At 47.5% G+C, this 20,546-nt stretch carries 19 protein-coding genes and 6 pseudogenes; 11 read left to right on the plus strand and 14 right to left on the minus strand.

Annotated features, from left to right (window positions below):
- Positions 1 to 29: 29 nt before the first annotated feature.
- Positions 30 to 227 carry a hypothetical protein gene (locus SJI19_RS06825; protein ID WP_323477511.1) on the plus strand — a complete coding sequence of 66 codons (198 nt, stop codon included), beginning with the start codon at positions 30 to 32 and terminating at the stop codon, positions 225 to 227.
- Positions 228 to 410: 183 nt separating this feature from the next.
- Here SJI19_RS06825 and SJI19_RS06830 read toward each other — a convergent pair whose 3' ends face one another.
- The 11 genes and pseudogenes from SJI19_RS06830 to SJI19_RS06880 form a co-directional block, all read right to left on the minus strand.
- On the minus strand, positions 411 to 1,595 hold the full coding sequence (locus SJI19_RS06830; RefSeq protein ID WP_323477512.1) for an FAD-binding oxidoreductase: 1,185 nt from the start codon (positions 1,593 to 1,595) through the stop codon (positions 411 to 413).
- 332 nt (positions 1,596 to 1,927) lie between these two features.
- Positions 1,928 to 2,389 (minus strand): annotated as a pseudogene (locus SJI19_RS06835) (SDR family oxidoreductase); the annotation flags it as partial.
- Between the two features lie 142 nt (positions 2,390 to 2,531).
- The gene (locus tag SJI19_RS06840; RefSeq protein ID WP_323477513.1) at positions 2,532 to 2,927 is read right to left on the minus strand and encodes a VOC family protein; all 396 of its coding nucleotides are present in this window, start codon (positions 2,925 to 2,927) and stop codon (positions 2,532 to 2,534) included.
- 268 nt (positions 2,928 to 3,195) lie between these two features.
- Positions 3,196 to 3,324, minus strand: a pseudogene (locus SJI19_RS06845) (IS3 family transposase); the annotation flags it as partial.
- A gap of 289 nt (positions 3,325 to 3,613) precedes the next feature.
- Positions 3,614 to 4,477: a class II fructose-bisphosphate aldolase gene (locus SJI19_RS06850; protein ID WP_323477514.1), complete on the minus strand. Its 864-nt coding sequence runs from the start codon at positions 4,475 to 4,477 to the stop codon at positions 3,614 to 3,616.
- A 205-nt stretch (positions 4,478 to 4,682) separates the two neighbouring features.
- Positions 4,683 to 5,756, minus strand: coding sequence for a PTS fructose transporter subunit IIC (locus SJI19_RS06855; protein WP_323477515.1), 1,074 nt, complete (start codon positions 5,754 to 5,756; stop codon positions 4,683 to 4,685).
- Between the two features lie 9 nt (positions 5,757 to 5,765).
- Complete coding sequence (locus SJI19_RS06860) at positions 5,766 to 6,092, minus strand: PTS fructose transporter subunit IIB (RefSeq protein ID WP_323477516.1); 327 nt, start codon at positions 6,090 to 6,092, stop codon at positions 5,766 to 5,768.
- 13 nt (positions 6,093 to 6,105) lie between these two features.
- On the minus strand, positions 6,106 to 6,552 hold the full coding sequence (locus tag SJI19_RS06865; protein WP_323477517.1) for a PTS sugar transporter subunit IIA: 447 nt from the start codon (positions 6,550 to 6,552) through the stop codon (positions 6,106 to 6,108).
- Between the two features lie 234 nt (positions 6,553 to 6,786).
- Positions 6,787 to 7,044, minus strand: a complete 258-nt coding sequence (locus SJI19_RS06870; protein WP_323477518.1) for an HPr family phosphocarrier protein — start codon at positions 7,042 to 7,044, stop codon at positions 6,787 to 6,789.
- Positions 7,041 to 9,104 carry a BglG family transcription antiterminator gene (locus tag SJI19_RS06875; RefSeq protein WP_323477545.1) on the minus strand — a complete coding sequence of 688 codons (2,064 nt, stop codon included), beginning with the start codon at positions 9,102 to 9,104 and terminating at the stop codon, positions 7,041 to 7,043. Before SJI19_RS06875 ends, SJI19_RS06870 begins: the two co-directional genes overlap by 4 nt.
- 695 nt (positions 9,105 to 9,799) lie before the next feature.
- Positions 9,800 to 9,976: a hypothetical protein gene (locus tag SJI19_RS06880; protein ID WP_323477519.1), complete on the minus strand. Its 177-nt coding sequence runs from the start codon at positions 9,974 to 9,976 to the stop codon at positions 9,800 to 9,802.
- 23 nt (positions 9,977 to 9,999) lie between these two features.
- Here SJI19_RS06880 and SJI19_RS06885 point away from each other — a divergent pair.
- A pseudogene (locus SJI19_RS06885) lies at positions 10,000 to 10,155 on the plus strand (IS110 family transposase); the annotation flags it as partial.
- 237 nt (positions 10,156 to 10,392) lie between these two features.
- Here the strand turns inward: SJI19_RS06885 and SJI19_RS06890 are convergent.
- Complete coding sequence (locus SJI19_RS06890; protein ID WP_323477520.1) at positions 10,393 to 11,478, minus strand: aldo/keto reductase; 1,086 nt, start codon at positions 11,476 to 11,478, stop codon at positions 10,393 to 10,395.
- A 104-nt stretch (positions 11,479 to 11,582) separates the two neighbouring features.
- Here SJI19_RS06890 and SJI19_RS06895 point away from each other — a divergent pair, with 104 nt between their 5' ends.
- From SJI19_RS06895 to SJI19_RS06915, 6 genes are all read left to right on the plus strand, one after another.
- Positions 11,583 to 12,533 (plus strand): AraC family transcriptional regulator, encoded by a 951-nt coding sequence (locus SJI19_RS06895; RefSeq protein ID WP_323477521.1) that lies wholly within the window; start codon positions 11,583 to 11,585, stop codon positions 12,531 to 12,533.
- Positions 12,534 to 12,826: 293 nt separating this feature from the next.
- Positions 12,827 to 14,512 carry a carboxylesterase family protein gene (locus SJI19_RS06900; protein ID WP_323477522.1) on the plus strand — a complete coding sequence of 562 codons (1,686 nt, stop codon included), beginning with the start codon at positions 12,827 to 12,829 and terminating at the stop codon, positions 14,510 to 14,512.
- Positions 14,513 to 15,487: 975 nt separating this feature from the next.
- Positions 15,488 to 15,670, plus strand: a complete 183-nt coding sequence (locus SJI19_RS24795; RefSeq protein WP_416347516.1) for a hypothetical protein — start codon at positions 15,488 to 15,490, stop codon at positions 15,668 to 15,670.
- A 234-nt stretch (positions 15,671 to 15,904) separates the two neighbouring features.
- Positions 15,905 to 16,069 carry a hypothetical protein gene (locus tag SJI19_RS24800; RefSeq protein WP_416347517.1) on the plus strand — a complete coding sequence of 55 codons (165 nt, stop codon included), beginning with the start codon at positions 15,905 to 15,907 and terminating at the stop codon, positions 16,067 to 16,069.
- A 651-nt stretch (positions 16,070 to 16,720) separates the two neighbouring features.
- Positions 16,721 to 17,122, plus strand: coding sequence for a hypothetical protein (locus SJI19_RS06910; RefSeq protein WP_323477523.1), 402 nt, complete (start codon positions 16,721 to 16,723; stop codon positions 17,120 to 17,122).
- 17 nt (positions 17,123 to 17,139) lie between these two features.
- Positions 17,140 to 17,772, plus strand: coding sequence for a hypothetical protein (locus SJI19_RS06915; RefSeq protein WP_323477524.1), 633 nt, complete (start codon positions 17,140 to 17,142; stop codon positions 17,770 to 17,772).
- A 151-nt stretch (positions 17,773 to 17,923) separates the two neighbouring features.
- Here SJI19_RS06915 and SJI19_RS06920 read toward each other — a convergent pair.
- Positions 17,924 to 18,208, minus strand: a pseudogene (locus SJI19_RS06920) (IS110 family transposase); the annotation flags it as partial.
- 229 nt (positions 18,209 to 18,437) lie between these two features.
- Between SJI19_RS06920 and SJI19_RS06925 the strand changes: the two are divergent.
- Positions 18,438 to 18,639: pseudogene (locus tag SJI19_RS06925) on the plus strand (hypothetical protein).
- Positions 18,640 to 18,784: 145 nt separating this feature from the next.
- Positions 18,785 to 18,856 (plus strand): annotated as a pseudogene (locus tag SJI19_RS06930) (IS6 family transposase); the annotation flags it as partial.
- Positions 18,857 to 18,930: 74 nt separating this feature from the next.
- On the opposite strand, the gene SJI19_RS06935 reads toward SJI19_RS06930, so the two are convergent.
- The gene (locus tag SJI19_RS06935; protein WP_323477525.1) at positions 18,931 to 19,332 is read right to left on the minus strand and encodes a helix-turn-helix domain-containing protein; all 402 of its coding nucleotides are present in this window, start codon (positions 19,330 to 19,332) and stop codon (positions 18,931 to 18,933) included.
- Between the two features lie 99 nt (positions 19,333 to 19,431).
- Here SJI19_RS06935 and SJI19_RS06940 point away from each other — a divergent pair, with 99 nt between their 5' ends.
- The gene (locus tag SJI19_RS06940) at positions 19,432 to 20,163 is read left to right on the plus strand and encodes an SDR family NAD(P)-dependent oxidoreductase (RefSeq protein WP_323477526.1); all 732 of its coding nucleotides are present in this window, start codon (positions 19,432 to 19,434) and stop codon (positions 20,161 to 20,163) included.
- Positions 20,164 to 20,546: the final 383 nt, after the last annotated feature.

Below are 20,546 nucleotides of genomic sequence, written 5' to 3' on the forward strand. Positions count from 1 at the left end.
ATCCCATCGCGCAGGTTGGCGCACCCCTGATGATCAATGCCGTCCTCAACGAAAAACAGATCCCAGACACCTTGATGGTTCCCCTCCGTGTATATTCACGTGATCTGTCAAGTGCCATTGCCTATGCCATTGCCGCTCAACGTGGCAGTGAATTGATTATTGGAGGTGTAACGTCACCCAGTGCTAATGACATGGCCGGGGAAAGTGCCGTTTTTACAACGAAGTGATGTCCTTAACATCGTGCTGGAAAATGTAGGGATCGGATAAAAGGCCAAACTGCTCCTGGCCGCATTCGGTATAGGACTGTGCATCATGATTGTGCTGGGCTATCGGCTGTGACTGCTGCGCAGATCGCTTACCTACGTGGCACCGACAGTGTTAAACGGCTTTTAACGGCCACATGTTGACAGTTACTGTGCAGCCGGATAATGAAGTGTCGCAAGCGCGGGGAAATCGTCTGCCGTTTTACCCAGCAGTCGTTCAGGTGAAAAATCCTTAAGGAGCGGCGAACGTTTTTGCTCCATGAGTTCCTCCGCGCAAAGCCTCCCCAGCAACGGCGCCAGGGTCATTCCGCTATGTGTTACCATCAGATATACGTGCTGAAACGGCGTGACATACCCGATAGCGGGAAGACCATCGGCCGGACGCGAGCGTTGTCCGATAGCAATACGTTCAATTTGTGCATGATCGGTATTTTCAAATCGCCGGCGCAGGCGACGCAAGAACTCCTGTCCGATAAATCCCTCTGCTGGTGGCGGTAATGATGGATTAGCATGACTATCGAGATCGGGAGCCTGTAACAACAGTCGTCCGCCGCCCTCAGGACGGATATTGAGCCCCGGCGTGATCAGATTAGCATGCAACTGAACGAACTGGGGCTGGGTATAAGTAAGAAAACCGCAGGCAATCTTATCTGCTTTATTGGCATCAATCATGGCAAATTTTTGCCCCAGCACAGACATTAACTCTTGCGACCAGCGGCCGGTTGCCATCACGACGTTATCTCCCTGCCAGCGACGGCCATCGGCCAGTGTGAGAGTGGCTCCGTCGCTGTTTTCATTGAGGTCGACCACATCGCTGTTTATTTCTAACCGGGCGCCATAATCACGGGCCTCTGTCCATAGTCTTGCCAGCAGCAAGGTCGGATAGAGCAGGCATTCGGAGGGAAAATGCCAGATGTCACCAGCACGGGGATCCAACCGTATCTCAGGAATGCTCGTCTGCATTATTTTGGGTTCTATTTTTTGGGCCGGATAATGCAACGCAATCAATTGTTTGGCGCGTTGGTCCAATCTTTTCTGATCGGCATCATTACTTGCCCATTCGTACGTTCCCGATTTAATCAGCCAGCGCACGCTCGATGTCGACTCTTGCTGTAGTTTTATATGTTCATCAATAGCCGCTGAATTGAGCAGGTGGTAACTCAGCGGTTCTTTTCCGTTAGAGTTAATCCATGCAAATGTGGTTGTGCTGGTTCCGGCACCGATATGGCTACGTTCAAACAGCGTCACGTTTGCCCCTTTACGCACAAGTGAACGCGCCACGGAAAGTCCCAATATACCGGCTCCGATCACTGCAATGTTTTTTTTAGACATAACATCAATCCTTTCTCTGCCAACGAGTCATGATAACTTTATAAATAAAATCAAAAAAATTCATGTTTTATTTTTTGGAAAAAATATTTATATGTTTAGTCTTATTCTGACTGATAGAACATTCTTATGCGGGATATGTGAACATCCCCGTAGTAGAAACCGGGGGTGCGGACGATTTATTGGACTCGTTTACACGCCCTCTACTATTTGTAGCAGACTGGGTGTAGCAGACTGGCATAACGCGGCAGGTTCCTGACGTAAACAGTCGCTGACCGCTTCAGCGCACCTACCCACGGTTAGCGTGCAGGCGCGCTTTTATTATCGAAACACTATTAGTTGAATACCATGCCGCCATCAATTATCAACGCTTGTCCGGTCATATAGTCTGAGTCGGGCCCCGCTAGATAAGATACACAGGCCGCCACGTCTTCCGGCTCGGATATCCGGCCCAGCGCGACCGTTTTTGCCCACTGCTGCAGACCCCACTCCAGCGACTGCTTATTTTCATCAGCGACTTTCTTGGCGATGTTCTCCATCATTGGCGTACGCACAATACCCGGGCAATAGGCATTGACGGTAACGCCGAGTTTAGCCAAGTCGCGGGCGGCCGTTTGGGTAATCCCCCGTACGGCAAACTTGGTTGCGCCGTAGACTGCCAGGTCAGGGTTGCCTACCTGTCCCGCCTGGGATGAGGCATTAATTATCTTGCCGACGATCTCCCTCGATTTGGTGGGTTTTTTGGATTTAAAGTGTTTAAGGGCGGCTTGGATACCCCAATATACGCCACCCACATTTTATTTATTATCCGCTTTGAGCGGGTTTTTTTTATTCATTTCCAATGATGCCTTGGTCTAGTGGGGAAGCGAGCGGTAAATTACCCGTAAAACCGAATGCGGGAAAAGTGCAACAGATAACCGCCTGACGGCGGTCATTTAGTCAGGCGTTCTGGTATAGATCCCACCGGTTGCCATAGATATCTTCAAAAACCACAACCATTCCGTATTCTTCCTTGCGCGGTTCCTCGCAGAAATGCACGCCCTTCGCCCTCATCAAGCGGTAATCGCGCCAGAAGTCGTCGGTTTGAAGAAAAAGAAAGACGCGTCCTCCGCACTGGTTGCCGATGAAAGATTCCTGACGTTCGTTGGATGCTCGTGCGAGAAGTAGATGACAATCACTGTCAGGGTTAGGGGTGACAACAACCCAGCGTTTACCTGGCTGAGGTGTATCCTCAACGAGATGAAAGCCTAACATGGTGGTGTAGTATTCAATTGCGCGATCATAATCATCCACAACAATAGCGACATAGCCCATGCATTTTTTCTGTGTTCTCACTGCGGTCTCCTTACGTTGGATATCTTCAGGTACCCTTAAGACGTTACCTCAATTAATTTAAAAAGCAGACAATAACTATCTGAAATTACAAAAAAGGGTAGTTAGGCATTCTGTCCGTAAACCCGAAGTCGTTATTTTACAGTGAGATAACTATAGAGTAGAGGGATAATCTGTACGGTCTTGTCCCGGAACCGGACGTTTTCTTTCATAGCAGGAGCAGTTATGAATTCAGGTATAACTGAACCCACCTAGTAATAACGGACACGGCCTAAGCGAGATTCTTTCGTTCATATTGTTGCGGGCTTAGCCCACCATTAGCACTGTGCCGACGGTAGCGGTTATAGTCAATTTCAATGTAACTGAACACAGCGTCTTTCATTTTTTGTCTGCTGGCAAAAAAAACGTCACAGACTTAATCGTGGCGGTGATCCCTCTATGTTAGGGCATATGTCATCCCTATTAAAAACACGAATGGGGTAACGATCTTGCGGCTGCCTGGCGGCATTGTGCTGCTGGGGTAAAAGCATCCAGGTTTTGCGTGAGTTTGCTTGTGGCGGCGAGTCAGCGGCGTAGGGCGGGTATTAAAAAGCTCTGGACAGGTTGGGCGAACCCGTGCCAGAGCGCCATAGAGATTTAAGGCCAATCAGCAGCGACTTTTTCCGCCAAGGCCGCAATGGGTAAGGCCATTATCTGAAATGAGTTGCTTTACCGCTGGAACCGGATATTTTAATATAATTTTGCAACACGTCTTTGGCTGTGATTTCCATATTAATCATCATTGACATAAAATCGATATCCGGCGTTTCTTGCAGTGCGGTTTTTAATCCCTCTTTGCAACTGACGAACGTATCGGTGCAAACGTTGATTTTATTGATGCCGCACGCCACCGCCTGGCGGATATTCGCCTCGCCGGAATCAGAGCCACCGTGCAATACCAACGGCTTGCCGGTGGCTTGCTTGATTTGCGTAATCCGATCAAAGTCTATTTTGGGCGCGCGGTTGGCCGGATATTTACCGTGTGCGGTGCCAACCGCAATCGCCAGCGCATCCACGCCGGTGGCCTCGAAAAAATACACGGCGTCTTCCACCCGGGTATACAAATCGCATTTTTCATCATCTGCATTGGCCGCCTGGCCAATAAAACCAATCTCACCTTCCACTGTGACGTTTTGCGAATGACACATCGTAACTACGTCTTTGGTACGCCGGATGTTTTCTTCCATGGAATATTCTGACGCGTCAATCATAATCGATGAAAACTGATGGCGGAAGGCGTGGGTAATGCGTTCGTAATCCCGGCCGTGGTCCAGATTAAGCGCGACTGGCACGGTCGCTCTGGCCGCCAGGATCCTGACAATACTGGAAATGATTTCTCCATCGCCATGCTTACTCATTTGTCCTTGGCCAATATTGATAATAATCGGCGCGTTTTCTTCCTGTGCGGCGCGAATAGCGCCGCGCACCAATTCCAAGTTGACCACGCTGGCGGAAATAACGCCATAATAATGCTGGTTGGCGTCGTCTAAAATAGTTTTCATAGTTACATACATGATATTACCTCGATATAAGTTAGTGACTTTCAGACAGATGAACACTACCCTCCGCACACTTGATAAAATTCAAATGGTCCGTGGATGTTATTTAAATAACACGTCGGCGATAATCGGCTACATTAGGCTGTAACGGTTTCACACATTTTTTCCAGCGCGGCGGTTTTTCCACACGCTTCAGTGTGAGCAGAATAAACCGACCGGCTTATTTGATACTGATTTCAAAATCATCTATTTCAGGCTCGTCTTCGGCGCCGGCCAACTGATCAGACGCTTTTAGCACCGGTTTTAGCAAGGTTAAAACCGCCGCGGTGATCAGGCTGCCGATCGTCAGTGCCGCCACAAAACCCCATGGATGACCCATAATCGGAATTACAAAGATTCCGCCATGGGGTACCGTGCTGGTGACATTCCACAGCATGGAGAGTCCGGCTGCGCTGGCGGCGCCGGCCATACAGGCGGGAATAACACGCAGCGGATCGGCGGCAGCAAAGGGCAGAACGCCCTCGGTAATAAAACACAGGCCCAGCGGCAGTGCGGCTTTGGCGGCTTCGATTTCAGCCTGCGTATACCGCTTGCGGCGCGAAATAAACACAGATAACGCGACACCGATCGGCGGCACCATTCCTCCCACGATTTTGGCTGCTTCCGGCCCGTAGATTCCTTGGGCCAGCATGGCGTTGGAGAACAGCGATGCGGATTTGTTGACCGGGCCCCCAAGATCAAACCCCATCATGGCGCCGATGATCACGCCAAGCACCATTCGGGACCCGCCCATCAGGCCGCTCATCCAGTCGATGACCGCGGCCTGGGTGATGGCTAACGGCTTTCCGAGAAACAGATAAAACACCAGACCAACTATCAGGGTGGATAATAACGGAATAAACAACACCGGCATTAACCCCTGCATACTGGACGGTAGTTTGAGATACCGCCGGATAGCCAGGATCAGGTAGCCCACCAAAAAGGCCGCCAGCATCCCGCCCAGAAAACCGGCCTTAATATCGAGCGCCACAAAACCTAAAATTAACCCTGGTGTAATCCCCGGCCGTTCCGCAATCGAGTACGCCACGCCCGCTGTCAGCACCGGCACCACCAGACCCATCGCCAATACGCCAAGCTGGTTAATAAACCATGGCATGGTCTGGGTGGCATTGGCGACAAACGCGCCGCCGAAAATTTTGGCAATCGCCATACATAACCCCCCGGCGACCACCACCGGGATCATATAAGAGACCCCGGTCAGCATATGTTTTTTAAAACCAAGATTGTAAGCCATTATATTTCCTCAGCTCTTAGAGTAACTATTGGCCATTTTTGCCTGTATTTTTTGGATCAGAGATTTTGGTGACTTAACCACGGTCGCGATGGGCACCTCAACCACCTGCTTATTTTTAAATCTCTCCAGCCCACCGATGCCGATATCGGTAGCCAGAATAACAATGTCGGCATTGGCGATATCTTCCGCGCTCAGTTTATCTTCAACGCCAATCGAGCCTTGGGTTTCTACTTTAATGTTATGACCCAGGCTGAGAGCGGCCTGAATCAATTTTTCCTTGGCGATATAGGTATGTGCAATGCCGGCCGTACAGGCGGTAATTCCCACGATATTCATAGGCCACTCCAAATTATTTAAATATGGATAACAACTCCTCAGTGGAAGTTGCCGAGATCAGTTGCTCACAAACGTCTTCTTTTCCTAACATGCGAGCCACCTGCGACATCATTTTGACAAAATAATCATTTTTATCTTTGGTATTGACGGCAAACAAGATAATGACCTTTACCGGGTTACCGTCCAGAGATTCCCATAGTATCGGCCGATCCAATAAGCCAATGGCAATACAGGTATGGTTCACATAAGCGGATTTGCCATGCGGAATGGCAATAAATCCACCGATACCGGTTTTACCTTCATTTTCTCGGTGATACACATCATTAATAAAACCGTCTTTATCATTTATTGCGCCATCTTGGTACAATAGATCTGCCAGCATGGTCAATGCCTGCGCTTTATCGTTCGCCGGCATATTAACCTGAACAGCATTTTTATTAATAACATCAGAAAGTATCATAATGGACATCCTTTACTTATTTCCCGCCGTTAATCCCTGTGATTCTTTGAATACACGTCCTACGTCAAGCCTTATGCGCGCTGGCTGCGCTCGCCCCGATGACGGAGTTATCTACGCTCCCGGAGACTGATGAACCTGATCCTGAATTTCACTCTTTGGGCTCACGCAAGCCTCGTTAAAATCTGTTCCTGGCGGCTTTGCCGTGAACGAACCTCCTCCGGCTGCTCGGAATATTTAGGGTATAGAATAAAAGAATAATGCTAATTCTTCGATAGCATGGGATTCATCATCGCCTTCCGCTTTAATAATAATCTTGTCATTTTTACACGCGCCCATACTTAATACTGAGGTAATGCTTTTGGCATTAAATATTTCCCCGCCTTTCTCGACAGTAATTTCGCTTTTATAGGAGCGCGACTTATTAACAAAATTTGCAGCCGGCCGGGCATGTAGTCCTTCTTCGCTTTTGATGATAAATTCATACGCTTTCATTCGTTGGTCTCCCCACAAAGCATGCTGATTAAGTGTTGATATAATTCCTGCTCGGTTTCACAGCACCGCAGCAACTTCATTGCGGCGTCATTTTCTACCAAAAGCACCAGTTTTGCATAAAATCCGGCAATGCTGCTGTCAATTTTACCGTCGGCCGCTTTCTTGAATGCCACCACGAATATCATGTCGCTACAGCCGCCGCCCTCCCAATCAACCGGTGTGGTTAACCGCGTTAACGAAATAAAATTCCGCTGCACTAATAACGGATCGCCATGAGACAACACTACGCCAGCAGCAATTTCCGTTGACGAGACTTTTTCTCGTTCAAGTATGGAATGGAGATAATCCGTTGAGGTGTATCCCAACGCCGCCGCACGTTGGCAAATGCCGGCAAATACGCTCTCCTTATGCGTCATGCCGCTAAAAATAAAGGTCATTTCAGGCGGTAGATATTTACGAAATGCGTCCTTTTGGTATTCACCATGCGACAGGACACTCTCCAGCATTTGGTTTTTTTGCATCTGTTTCACCGCATTTTTGATCAACGAAAGATCATAAGGCAGCAATACGTCATTGACCTGGATAGTGGTGTCCTTTGGCCGGTTCAGTGGAACGGTGGTTACCACCAGGTCGCAAAAGTTGTTATCCAGTCGATGCAGTTCCCGAACCGACAGAATGTCCACTATGTCCACCTGGGTAATCGCCCGTTTGATTTTCTGCGCCATAAATTGGGAAATGCCTATACCGTAGTTACAGACGATTGCCACGCGGATTTTTTTAAGCGACAGGCTCTGGGCATTTTTAATGCATAGCGTGATAAAGCCGGTTTCGTGGTCAGAAAAACTGATGCCATAGCGTTGTTCATATAAGGAGTTAAAAAACTCTACTTCAAGAAATAAATCAAGGTAGGACAGCTTAACCTGCCTGACCAGCAGTCGTATCGATTCGGTTTCCGTCCGGTTCATATCGAACGTCAAGCGATAAATCATGGGGCGGATCAGCAACATCAGGCGGAGTAGCAGATGCTTGTCCCTGACCAGATCGCTGCTGACAATACTGCTCAGTGATTGGATTAAGGTTTGGGTCACTTTCACAATCTCTGGTGGCGAGGAGAATAGCGTATCCTTGATAGACTCTTCTTTGATTTCGTTAAGTTCGCTGGTAAGTAAACAGGCGGTGAGATAACGGTGCTCGGCGTTGGACCAGGGCAGGCCGGTTAATATTTGCAGTTGCTGGCCCAAAAACGTCGCCATTTCCTGCTCGACGCATTGTCCTAAATTATCACATATTGTAACCGGCAGAATAACCGTGGATTCGGGCACTGCGTGATGACGGCTCAGCACCAGCAACAGGTTAAAAATAAGCCAGACATAACCATCATAGGTATAATTAATCGCAAAATTTTTCTCGATCCGATCGATACTTTGTGCGATCGCTTCAACATAGGCCAGGTTTTTTCTAAATAACGTTTTTAAGGCGAGATAGTCGCTATTATCCAGAGAATAGGTAGGGTTTTCATCATGGGCATTAAACACGCCGCCGTTTATTACGCGGCCTTTCAGGTCGGTGAACAAATGCCAATAGGCTTTTCTTAACTGGTATTCGCTGGCCCGAACCGTATAACTGGACCCCGTTTTTTCAAGCATAATAGCAAAACGAGCCAGCCATTGTTCAGCTTCGGCGAGATATTTTTTCAAGGCGCTTTTATCTAGAAAAGCGCAGTCCGCCAGTTCCTGCAGTGAGGTCTCAGGCTGCACGAGCAGCGTGACCAGTATCCGCGACAGCCGGTTTTGAATGCGATGATCAATGTTGTTATCACTAAAAGAGGCCGAAATTTTGTCATACGCGGCGCGGTTCACATCGAGGTAAAAGCCTTTATTCGTTTTGGCAATCAGCTTACCGAAGTTATGATATCCGATGGTTTGACCGATAAAGTTAAGATCGCCCCTGACGGTTTTTTCCGAGAAGGCCACTTCATCAGCAATATCTTTTACGGTGATAAAATCCCTGACCATCCAGAGCAGCTCCAGGATTTTTCGTTGGCGGATGGTAAATAGCATCACGATAATCACCTCATCACAAAATGTTCATCACGTTGTTTTATGTATATATGCGATGAATATCAGCATGTTTGTTATATCTAGTATGAATAATAACAGCCTGAAAAAACTAAGCAACGGCGGCTATGGGCATAATTATTGCCATTTGAACCAGTTTTTTCCATATTCCACGGATCAAGATCACAAATTTATAACAATAAGAAATTACGGTGTAAGTGTTATATCTGTTACACATTAAGTCCCCAATGGGATATTAGTTTGGCCAGCTTCACAGTTCGGAGCATTTAATGTTAATGAGCAGGTCAAAAGCGATTTAAGCATAAGGGCGGCGTTGTTGAATAAATCAGGTTTCGTCTGGAATGAGGCTTTGTTAATAAATCGGATTTAGATAAAACATCCGTTTGTCACTCACTTCCTCAGGCAATCCGTACACTTTCTGGCATACCTGCATACCTGCATACCTGCATACCTATATACCCGCCTTGTTTTGCATGATGGGTGCCGTCGCCCTCTGGACCAGAGACATCATCCCAGACGTGAGTCTGCCAGTTTACACTGCCACCCACTGTCAGTTCTTACAGCATTGGCAAACGATAGCGGGAGATGAGCTTCAACTGGGGTCGTGGCAGATTCGGGTTCACCGCATCGCCTTTTTCATCTTCGGCAATATAGCGTGTGCCGCTGAACGTCATCTGTTAATTGTCTGTCACTGCACCGTTCACTTCAGACCCCATGCCACGGCTCACAGTGCCATTTTTGCCTTCATCTGTAGATTCTGTGGTGCCCGGAATAATGCGGCCGCTGGCCTGTGCGACGTGATCCAGCTTGACGCGGAAGACCGACACCGCGGCGGTCAGTCGGTTTTGAACCATTCAGATTTCACGCGCGCTTCGTCGTTAGACGGTTATTGGTACAATGTGCCCGCGTTTTTATTTATCGACTGAATACCCCGTCGGGAAGGTTGATCGAATAGGTGAGAGCCCAGTTGGCGCGTAAGCACGCTAACGTTGTCGTTTGTGGCCTTGCCAGCAAGTTACTTCTTGTTAACTAAAAAATTTCAGACCATTTTTTCATCGCATGTTGCGGAAGAACCATTTTTACATTGGCACTAACACTTATGCCCTGTAACAATAGCATCGGTAGGGGGGCTTTCCAGTATCGCAGCCTCCATTATCCTCGTGTCCTGGAGTAAGTCGAGGCCGTCACCGTTCCTGCGAATGACCTCTTTTGATGTCCAGCTCTATCGTGTCGGTTGATCTGTCACGATGGTTATCCTGTCCTCGCTGACTCAGTAGCAGGGATCATCGCCCGTCGGTGCCGACGGGCTCTCCTGGGAGGTCCTGCCATTGACGGTCATTCCGTTCTGGAAGCTGTTTGGCGAGATGCTCTTCACCCATTCCAGGAACGTCGGTGCGGGCTTGGAAAGCTCGTTGAGCCCGTTGATTTCCTGCGTCGACAGGCGAAGGTCGAGTGCAGACATATTCGCCTCCAACTGTTCAATCCTGCGTGCGCCGATGATGGTCGAGGCAACGCCGGCCCGCGACTGAACCCAGGCCAGTGCGACAGCTGCCGGCGTCGTGTCATGTGCCGAGGCGATCTGATCCAGCGCTTCGATGATGGAGAACTCCCGGTCTCCCAGACTTACAGCCAGCCCTTCTTTCCGGCTTCCTGCCGCCGCGGATGCATCCCCACGTCTGAATTTCCCGGACAGAAATCCGCCGCGCAATGGCGACCATGGAATGACGCCCAATCCCATCTCCAGCGCCATCGGAATCAACTCGTCCTCGACGGTTCGTTCCAGCAGAGAGTATTCGATCTGGAGCGCAATCAGTGGCGTCCATCCCCGGAAATGCGTAATCATCTGAGCCTGAGCAACTTTCCATGCAGGAGTATCGGAAAGTCCTATGTAGCGAATCTTACCACTATTCACCAGATTATCCATGGCGCGCAAGGTCTCTTCCATCGGTGTAAAATTGTCCCATGCATGCTGCCAATATAGGTCGATGTAGTCTGTATTCAAACGTCGGAGCGACTGTTCGCAGGCTTCAATTATCGTCTTCGCGCTACTGCCACCTCCGTTTGGGTCACCACTGTACATGTTGGCTGAGTACTTCGTGGCCAGCACAACACGGTCGCGACGACGTCTATCACCTTTGAAGAAGTCACCGATGATCTTTTCAGCGTGCCCCTTGGTGTACATATTTGCAGTGTCGATAAAGTTGCCGCCAAGGTCGAGGAATCGAGAGAGGATTGCCTCGGACTCGGAAACCGGCGTCCCCCAGCCCCAGTCCTCACCGAAGGTCATTGTGCCAAGGCAAAAGGGGCTAACTCGTAGGCCGGATCGGCCTAGGGTTACATAATCGGTTAATGCCATGATGTCTATCCTCGAAATGTGGACGTCGGCAAGTACCCATTGTTGCACGCAGTTTCGAGATGATATATAAGTCAGAAACCTATTTTTTTTCGAGATCGTCCTAAATGAATCAGGAATTCAGGCTACAACGCCCTCTCGATCCTTTGTCGGACATCCTGTCATTGCTCTCGGCGAAGTGCATGCTTTCGTCCAGTTTACGCGCCAGCGGTAGCTGGAAGGTGAGCCTTCCTTCGGAAGCGTTGAAGTTTAATGTCATTCTTTCGGGTGAATGTTTTCTGCTGCCGGCCACCTCTCACGAGCCACTTCACCTCAAAACGGGGGATTGCTTCCTGATGAATAGTTCTGGTCCTTATCTCCTCTACAGTGATCCGATGGCTGAGATCATGGGTGCCCAGATAGCCTTCCCGGATGGACCTCATGGGAGCTTGCTTCATGGCGGGGACGAATTCATGGCTATCGGGTGCAGGATCGCGCTTGACAAGAATGATGCAGCGCTCTTGCTGGACAATCTGCCGTCTCTGCATCGGATACCGAGTCATAGACGTGAGGCATCTGGTATTTCCTGGCTTCTGACGAGGTTAGCCGCAGAGTGGAACTCGTCCGCGCCGGGTAGCACGGCTGCAACCGATCACTTGGCGCAACTGTTATTCGTGGAGATAATAAGGTCCTGGCTGCGATCGGCAGACGCACCCATCACGGGTTGGCTGAACGCGCTGTCCGATCGCCGAATAGGTGAAGCAATCCGACAGATTCACAATACCCCCGAGCGACAATGGCTAGTGGGCGAATTAGCCAAAGTCGTTGGGATGTCTCGCTCCAATTTTGCGCTGCGGTTTAAACAGATGGTGGGTTTGCCGCCGCTCGACTACCTGTTGCGGTGGCGGATTCGTCTTGCAGCGAAAGCGTTACGGTCAACAGCCGATCCATTGTCGGATATATCCCTTTCGCTCGGATATCAGGCGGAAAGCACCTTCAGTTACGCTTTTAAACGTATTGTAGGTATCAGCCCCAAAAAGTACCGGCTAATGCATCAGCAGACCCAAGATGGGCGATAACCACGAACGCCGTCGCCAAACCTGCGGCAAACGCGTAACGCTTCTAAGACATGACGTGCCCATGCACGGGCGGTTTTCTGGGCCTGGACTGAACTCAGTAGAGCACTGCATAAAAACGGCCTTTATGTGACACACTGCATAATTTTATAATTCCATTAAATTTTTCTTAACTGGTAACCACATCATATAGTTAAGATTGGGGCACGAATGCCTGATCTGATCATTCTTCGTACATTGAGATTGCGCAGAAAAATTTATTTGAGGCTTATTGCCAGTAATCAAGGTAGAGGATAATGACAAATCATAAGCTGCTTTTTTTTGTGCTTCCTGCTTTGCTTGCACTGGACGTCCCGTGTGCAACTGCTTTCGATATGAATCCTATCCAAAAAACCTTATATGGGGAAGTCAAAGGCGAAAAAACTGAAGCTGGCACCTTATTTTGGAAAGGGCTACCCTATGCAAAATCACCCGCTGGCGATTTACGATGGAAAGCGCCACAGTCTCCAACAGCCTGGAAAAATGTGCGCAATGCGACTCAGCCTGCCACTAATTGCATCCAGTATTCAAAGAATGGCGTAGTGGGAAGTGAAGACTGTCTCAACGTGGATATTTATCGACCGGCATCAAAGGACACCCTGCCGGTATTGGTTTATATCCATGGAGGCAACAATCAAAGCGGCAACTCTGCAGAGTTTGCGCCCCAGAAATTGGCTCAGGATCTTGATGCCGTGATTGTCTCGGTGAACTATCGCCTTGGCGTATTAGGCTTCAATCCATTAAGTGTACTTAACACTGGCGATAAACTTGATGACTCCGGTAACTATGGTTTATTGGATATTGCCAAATCTCTCAGCTGGGTTAAAGATAACATTGATAACTTTGGCGGCGATAAAAATAACATTACTGTTTCCGGCTTCTCTGCGGGTGGACGGGATGTCATGGCCATGCTCATTTCCCCGATATTTAGAGATAGGTTCCAGAAAGCAATTGTTTTCAGTGGGGGCATGACCACGTCAGATAAAAATGACAGTGCAAAAGTCTTCGCTAAAATCTTCGCTACACAGGTTGTTAAGGATGGCGTCAAAAAAGATGACGCGGCGGCTCGCCAGTGGCTACTGTCAGGCGATAAGTCAGTGCGTAATTATCTCTACCGACAGCCTGCACCAAAACTTGCTGAACTACTGGGTGATGCCGGTATCCGCATGAGTGTCTTCCCCCACCTTTACCGCGATGGCTACGTGATCCCCGCCGAGGGATTCAATACTGCCCACTATAACAATGTGCCACTCTTGATGTTATCAGGGCAGAATGAGTTCTCATTTTTTGCGTTGTCGGATAAGCGGTTTGCTGAGGCGGCCAAAAACGGCATGCTTCGTACCGTTCCACAATGGGTAAATCAATTCAATTATACCAATCACTACGGTGGCAAACTGTACAGCTTGTTTAACGTAGACGATTCTGCTAAACAAATGTATCCCAAATATAAAGCGAATATTTATGGTGCTGAATTCAAATTTGGAACAGATCCTGACGTGACAGGCGACAAGATGGCACTGCTTGGTTCGTTTCACGGCGTTTTTATGCCATTTCTCGATAGCAATAAATACGCGGAATTTACGGGTGACGCCTATAAATCGCGAGGGGCACAAGATCTCGGTAGCCAATTTAAACACTATCTGAAGAATTTTTTACTGTCTGGAAACCCGAATGGCAAAAATCTAGTCACGTGGAACGTTTGGTCGCCCACGAATGTGAAGCAGGGCGAATCACTGTTGATGTTTGATGCTAATCGTGACAAAGCGCTTATCTATATGTCCAATAAAACATATCGCTATGATGATGTATTGCACCAGATGAGTGATGATAAAACGGTGAGTGAAGCTGACAAAAAAGCCTTGATCGGCGAAGTACTTAATGGCCGTTGGTTTAGTGAAGGACTCGACGCCCATTATCATAATCCGTCACTATGGGTAAAGTGACGCAGCCCATATAAAATCTGAACGCTGTCGAGAGGTTCATCCCTAACTCTAGGCAGTGATTCGAGGGCCTGCACTGAAAATTGTGTAAATGTTCATATTCCGTTAGTGAGTGATCCAAAAGGATATGAACAGTGGCGAGAAAGCGTCGTTTATCCGACACACCCCCAACTCATGTCGGTGTAGCCGGCGACCAATCAGATACGGGTACCCGCCGGTAGGCCAATCATTATTGAGGGCCTTGCATGAGTTCCCGAACGAGGCAAGCTGAACCCGCTTTAGCGTAAATTCTGGAGAATAAAACTGGCGCGAAGCTGAACGCCAGTTCGTCTGGGTCTGAGCCGTTTCCACGATAGGTGCCCGTCGATTAAAGAGATGACATCTAGATTATCTATTGATGTCTGTTAAAAGTAGACGCTATGGAGACGACGCTTACAGTGAAACCAAGTCCTTCGCCCGTGGTATCAATAACGGTTTAAAACGGGGTCTTCGGCCAGGCGGCGCATTGTCAGTATCGGAAAAAAACAGGACTGATCTGATGTGGGGCAAGCGCTGGAGATTGCGCAGAATAAAAAGATCACCAAAGTTATCCGTATTATTGAAAATACAAAACGTCCAGTGTAACTTTTTTATCTGGCACCGTTTGCGGGAGGGACCAGCGAGAAACGAATCAAAGAATTCATTTTTTTATTTTTGGAAAAACAGAAACACAATACCGAAACCTATACCGAATTGCTTAGCACGTCATTGCCGGAACCCGATGAAATGACCTGGTTGAACATAAGTAATAACACGCCTTTGCTGGTACGAACTCGGATAGGTTTTAACCCGTGGGCGCTGCTATTTTTCATACCATTTACAAGCATCTGTGTTAACACCAAGCGATTCTGTCGTAATCGCGAATTACCAAGGGAAATTGACGGTTAATTGATAACCGTGTTCTTTGAATGTTTTTTGTATATTTGAAGAACGCTAAGCATGATCACATTGAACGCCAAAGCTCAATTGACCGTGGTTGTCATTGCAAAAGTGGCTGAGCGTAAAATCACTATTGCCATGCCGCTAAGCTCCTCAGTAAATCCAGACGTATCAGTGAACGTTTCTCCAGCGTTATTAAGAAAAGGGACTCCAGTTTGTTGTTCATGGCAACGCCGGGAGTGAACCCGCGGATAAGACTCCCGATACATTAAAACAACAAATTCAGTCAATTATCCGTGAAAAATACTATTATGACCTGAATTTGCTGCATCTCGCTGACATGCTGGAAGCCAATGAACACATCGCTGTGAAGCGTGAAGCGTGAAGCGTGAGGCATTGAGAAAATGGGCACACGATATTCATCATGTAAAACGCGCAAAGCGCAGGCGAAGTCGGGTTCAAAAACGCAGGAAGTGAATGGAAGCACCAGGATTGATGTTGCAAATGGACGGCGGCAGTACGCACCATTGGTTTGGCAATAACAAATCCTGTCTGATTGCGATGATTGATGATGCCAACAGCGATATCCACGCTGAATTCTTCCCGTCAAAAAACACAGCGAGAAACGGATACAGTACTTAAACATGGAAGCGACCTAAATCCTTAGGGCTATTCATACTGCTGTAGATGAGTAGCCGCTTCGGCAGTGCAACACTGATCAGGACGACAGCATATCCCTGTACCAGATAGCAGCGAGGGCGCGTTTAATTCAGTCCTGAATCCACGCATGTTTTGGCTTTATGATTTATTTGAGAGGTAAGACTCGTACGGAATATGGTAACAAGTAAAGAGGCCATCCTTTGAACAACCATTTTGATTTTCATCCTCCCAAACTTCGCAAAAAGCTTTAAGACTTGCTTCGTCGAATTCTATCGTGATCGACCCATCATATTTTCTTTGAAAAAAAAACGATAAACTGCCGCTACTGTGAGGCCATACAGGTTCGATTACAATATGAGAATAATTTGACTTAAACCACCTTAATAAAACCTTTCGCCCTGGCGGATTTTCACTCACTTTAAAATTTTCATCGTGCTTGATCGGGAACTTTCTGCCGAAAACCACGAAATAACAATCTTTCTTCTTCTCTTTGAAGTAGTCGTCCAGACACCAGATAAGTCGAGGCATTTTATATTATGCTATTGATGAAAACAGGAATATACTATAGCATATGAAAGATAAAAACCAACAATAACTTTGCATTACAAGTAAGTGGGATAAAAAGTGTTATAAATGAAAAAATTTACTAATGTTCTTATTACAAACGCTGTTTTTCTGACTGGCATTGATAAAGCGGTTAGCTCCTTTAATAGTGGGGTGTTTGATAAGTTAAGTTTTCAAATAAAGCCGTATTACTGCCCATCAGAAAAATGGATATCTACTTTTCAACAGGAATTCAGAAACCCGGACAGTCAATTTTCAATCACCGAAAAGGGGGTTTGCTATATCACTTTTGAAAATATAACAATAAAAGCCGTTGAGGTTCAAAACTTCGCAAATAATCTTAATGCCATTATTAAGAAGGTTAATGTTCAATTGGGTAATGAAAAAATTGTTGAGTCCGTGCCTGTTAATGAGACGGGACTCGTCACCAATCATGATATTTCAACGATCTTAGATTTAATTGAATCGTAATGCAAGGAATAAATTTAGTGGATATAAATAACTTACAACAAAAATTTAATTTATTCTCTCAGTCATCGTCTATTTTAAATGAAAGTTCGGAACACTATTTGCCGCGATTTAATTATTCGGCATGTGAACTATGGTTATGCACTGAACTTTGCCATCTTATTAATTTCGAAGGGCATAAGTTACAAGCGTTATCCGATGGGGATCTGTTCCTGTATAATGAAGATAATAAGCGTGATTTAACGCTCTACTCATCAGGAAAAACGAAACAGCCTAAAATTCTGACTCATATAGAAGTTAAAGTCATCTATCCTGTTGCAAAATCAAAGTTTGATAATGCCATTAACAATTTATACCAGAAATTAAAAAGTTCGCGTCATTCTGATTACAACCAGGAAGGATGGATTTACCTTGTATGGACTCAGCACTATGCCGTACCCCTCGAGGATTTTTTTGTATCCCGCATTGAATGGCTCAAAGAGAGCCTTGATTCTAAAGCGTTTTTTGATCATGAAGATAACCAACTCAGGCCTCATTACGCTCAGGTTCATAATATTGCTGATGGCTCTATAGCATGGCGAGGCGAGAAGAAACAAATTGTAGTAAAGGCTATCGCTTTTTCTTTTGCTAAAGATTTTAGAGAAATACTTTAGTTAATCAAGAAGGAATGGGATCTCACTTTTAAGATTCTTGCCAAAAGTAGATCCCATTAAATACACTCTTGCAATACTTATTCTCACTTGAAATCACACTTTGTGGGGTAAGTACTGTTTGTTTCACGCCCTGAGACATTCGACAAGCTTTTTATGGTTTCAGCAAGGGAGAGTTTCGCGCCTCGAGTGCCAGTAAGTATTTTGTCTCGTTGTAGCATGTTCTGGTCTTCCAGCAGCGGTAAATGATCCTTATCCATTTAAACGGAAGAGCTCGGATGGCGGATTGATGCGATTTCCCCTTTTCTCGCTGTCCCTGATAATAAAGTCTGGCCCAGTATGATGAGTTAACTGTTTTAGTTGTCCATTCCACAAACGTCTGTCTGACGAACTTGACACTTTGCCAACGCCAGTGTATCCAGGATTTCTGACCACTTCGCTCGTCGTAGGTTCTGATAAGGTCACCGACCCGTTTGATTTGGATGCAAGCGCTGTTGCCATTAGTACGTTCGCCTCGATGACAGTTTTATCGGTGGTAAGGGGAATAGCACTGGCAATGCTTGCAACTCTCTGCTTGGTATACGCTGCGTATATTAAATCAATTGTACGTACCGTGCATCCTGCATCCTGCATCCCGCATTACACATTGACTTAAGAAAGGGAACTCCATGATCCAGCGTGAACCTATTTTCCCTGCTAACCGCCATGCTCTCTATGAAGAGCACGGTTATTCCGACGATTATGCAGGTGAAACAGTCTATTTTCCCGCAGCCCCCTTATCCGAACTGGACCGCCGTTGGTGTTACCTGGCTTGCGGGATTCGATTTTGACATTAAGGTCATTGCCCGAATTCCAACGCATCAGAAATGAAAATCAACACTGCAGATACGGCATAAAAATGGTTCGCGAGGTCCCAGTGCCGGCGGGGGGACCTATCCCGGCACTTTTGACCTGCTCCCCTCTGGTAAACCCATCGCCAGGATAGTAATTGAACGAAGTAGAGCCGGAGTCTTAAACCATCAGGCAGAGCAAATATCGGAACAACCTTGTGGTGCAGGATCACCGAAATATCAAACGCAGAACACGGTCGACGCGGGCACGGGTAACCACTGAGCAAAAGCCGTTTACCGCTTCTGTGTGGAAAGCATGACCGTGTGCAATTTAGGCACGCGCCTCCGTCACCTCTTTTTTCTCATCCGCATGGACGAGATCATACGCCGCTTGCGCCAGCTCCAGTGCCGGACCATACTCCAGCGCCCAGTCATACAGGGCTATAAACGGCTGTTGCAATGTCTGTGCCAGCGGAGTGAGGCTATACTCCACACCCACCGGTGAGGTGTTGAGCACTTCGCGATACACTAGGCCATTTCGCTCAAGCCGCTTTAGGGCATCGGCCAACGCTTTGTGGGTAATGCCATCCAGCCGACGGCGGATTTCATTAAAACGGCAAGGCTTGGTACAGAGTACGGTGAGAATTAAAATCGACCATTTATTGGTGATGTGTTCCAGTACTGGACGAGTTTTTCCTACATCTCTCAGGCTGTTACCGTCAATCTTTGCCATGGCGATATACTCCGTGATATCTGATATAAATAAAGTGCGTAATTGATATTAAGTATAAAATATATATCATCTGTTTTCCACTCAAACAGGAGATAACAGATGAGCAGACTGGAAAACAAAGTGGCCGTGGTTCTGGGCGGTGCAAAAGGGATTGGTCTGGCGATCAGTCAGCGTTTTGCCAGCGAAGGCGCAACGACCTGGTTTACCTCGCGTCGTGACGAAGAATTACAGCTAGCCAGCAGCAAAATAATAGGCACTTCGATGCCGCTGCGTGCCGATGTTAGTCAACAGAGCGAATTGACTCGCATTATGGAGACGATTAAAGCCGAATCCGGTCAGCTCGATGTGCTGGTCATCAACGCCGGGATGTCGGAATATGCCACCATTGATGAGATTAGCGAAGCGCATTTTGATCAGATCTTCGGCCTCAATGTCCGTTCGCCACTGTTTGCCCTGCAGGCCGCACTGCCGCTGCTGAAAACCGGTGCCAGCGTGGTGCTAATTGGGTCGATTGCCGATGTGATTGGCACTCAGGGCTACGGTGTCTACAGTGCAAGCAAAGCGGCGCTGCGCTCCTTTGCCCGAACCTGGACCCGCGAACTCTCTGCGCGCGGCATTCGCATTAACGTGGTCGCGCCCGGCCCTATCGATACCGAAATGATGGCGGTTGCCTCAGATGAGTTGCGCCAAGGATTAACTAGCGCGATCCCGCTGAGCAGATTGGGTAAGCCAGAAGAAGTGGCCAATGCTGCTTTGTTCCTCGCTAGTGATGAGAGTAGTTATATTGCCGGTGCAGAGATCTGTGTGGATGGTGGTTTGACGCAGGTTTGACAGCACTTTTTATCATTTAATTCAGCGTACAGCCATTTCACGATGACTGTACTTTTTGTATTCAATAGGTTAAGTCCTTCCAACCCATAAAGGGTAAATCCAGTGTATCGTAAGCGCCGTTAAATCGACGTACTCCCCCTATCCATATGCGGCACATTTTTTGAATAAGGGGCCAGGTCCACATTCCAGGGCAACAACGCGTCGAGTTGCGCTTGCGTTTCACTGAGCCTTGCAGAGTTCGTTTGACTCCATACAGTTTACCGATGTAGCCCAGCACCACATCCGTTTTAGTGGGTTTGCCGTTAGGGGATTTGGCACCCTTGGAAACTGCTGTTTTCTGCCAGTATTCGATGGCTTTCAACTGCGCGGGAATACACGCCAGC

Origin of the sequence: Acerihabitans sp. TG2 (assembly GCF_035013185.1) — a bacterium.
GTDB lineage: Bacteria > Pseudomonadota > Gammaproteobacteria > Enterobacterales > Enterobacteriaceae > Acerihabitans.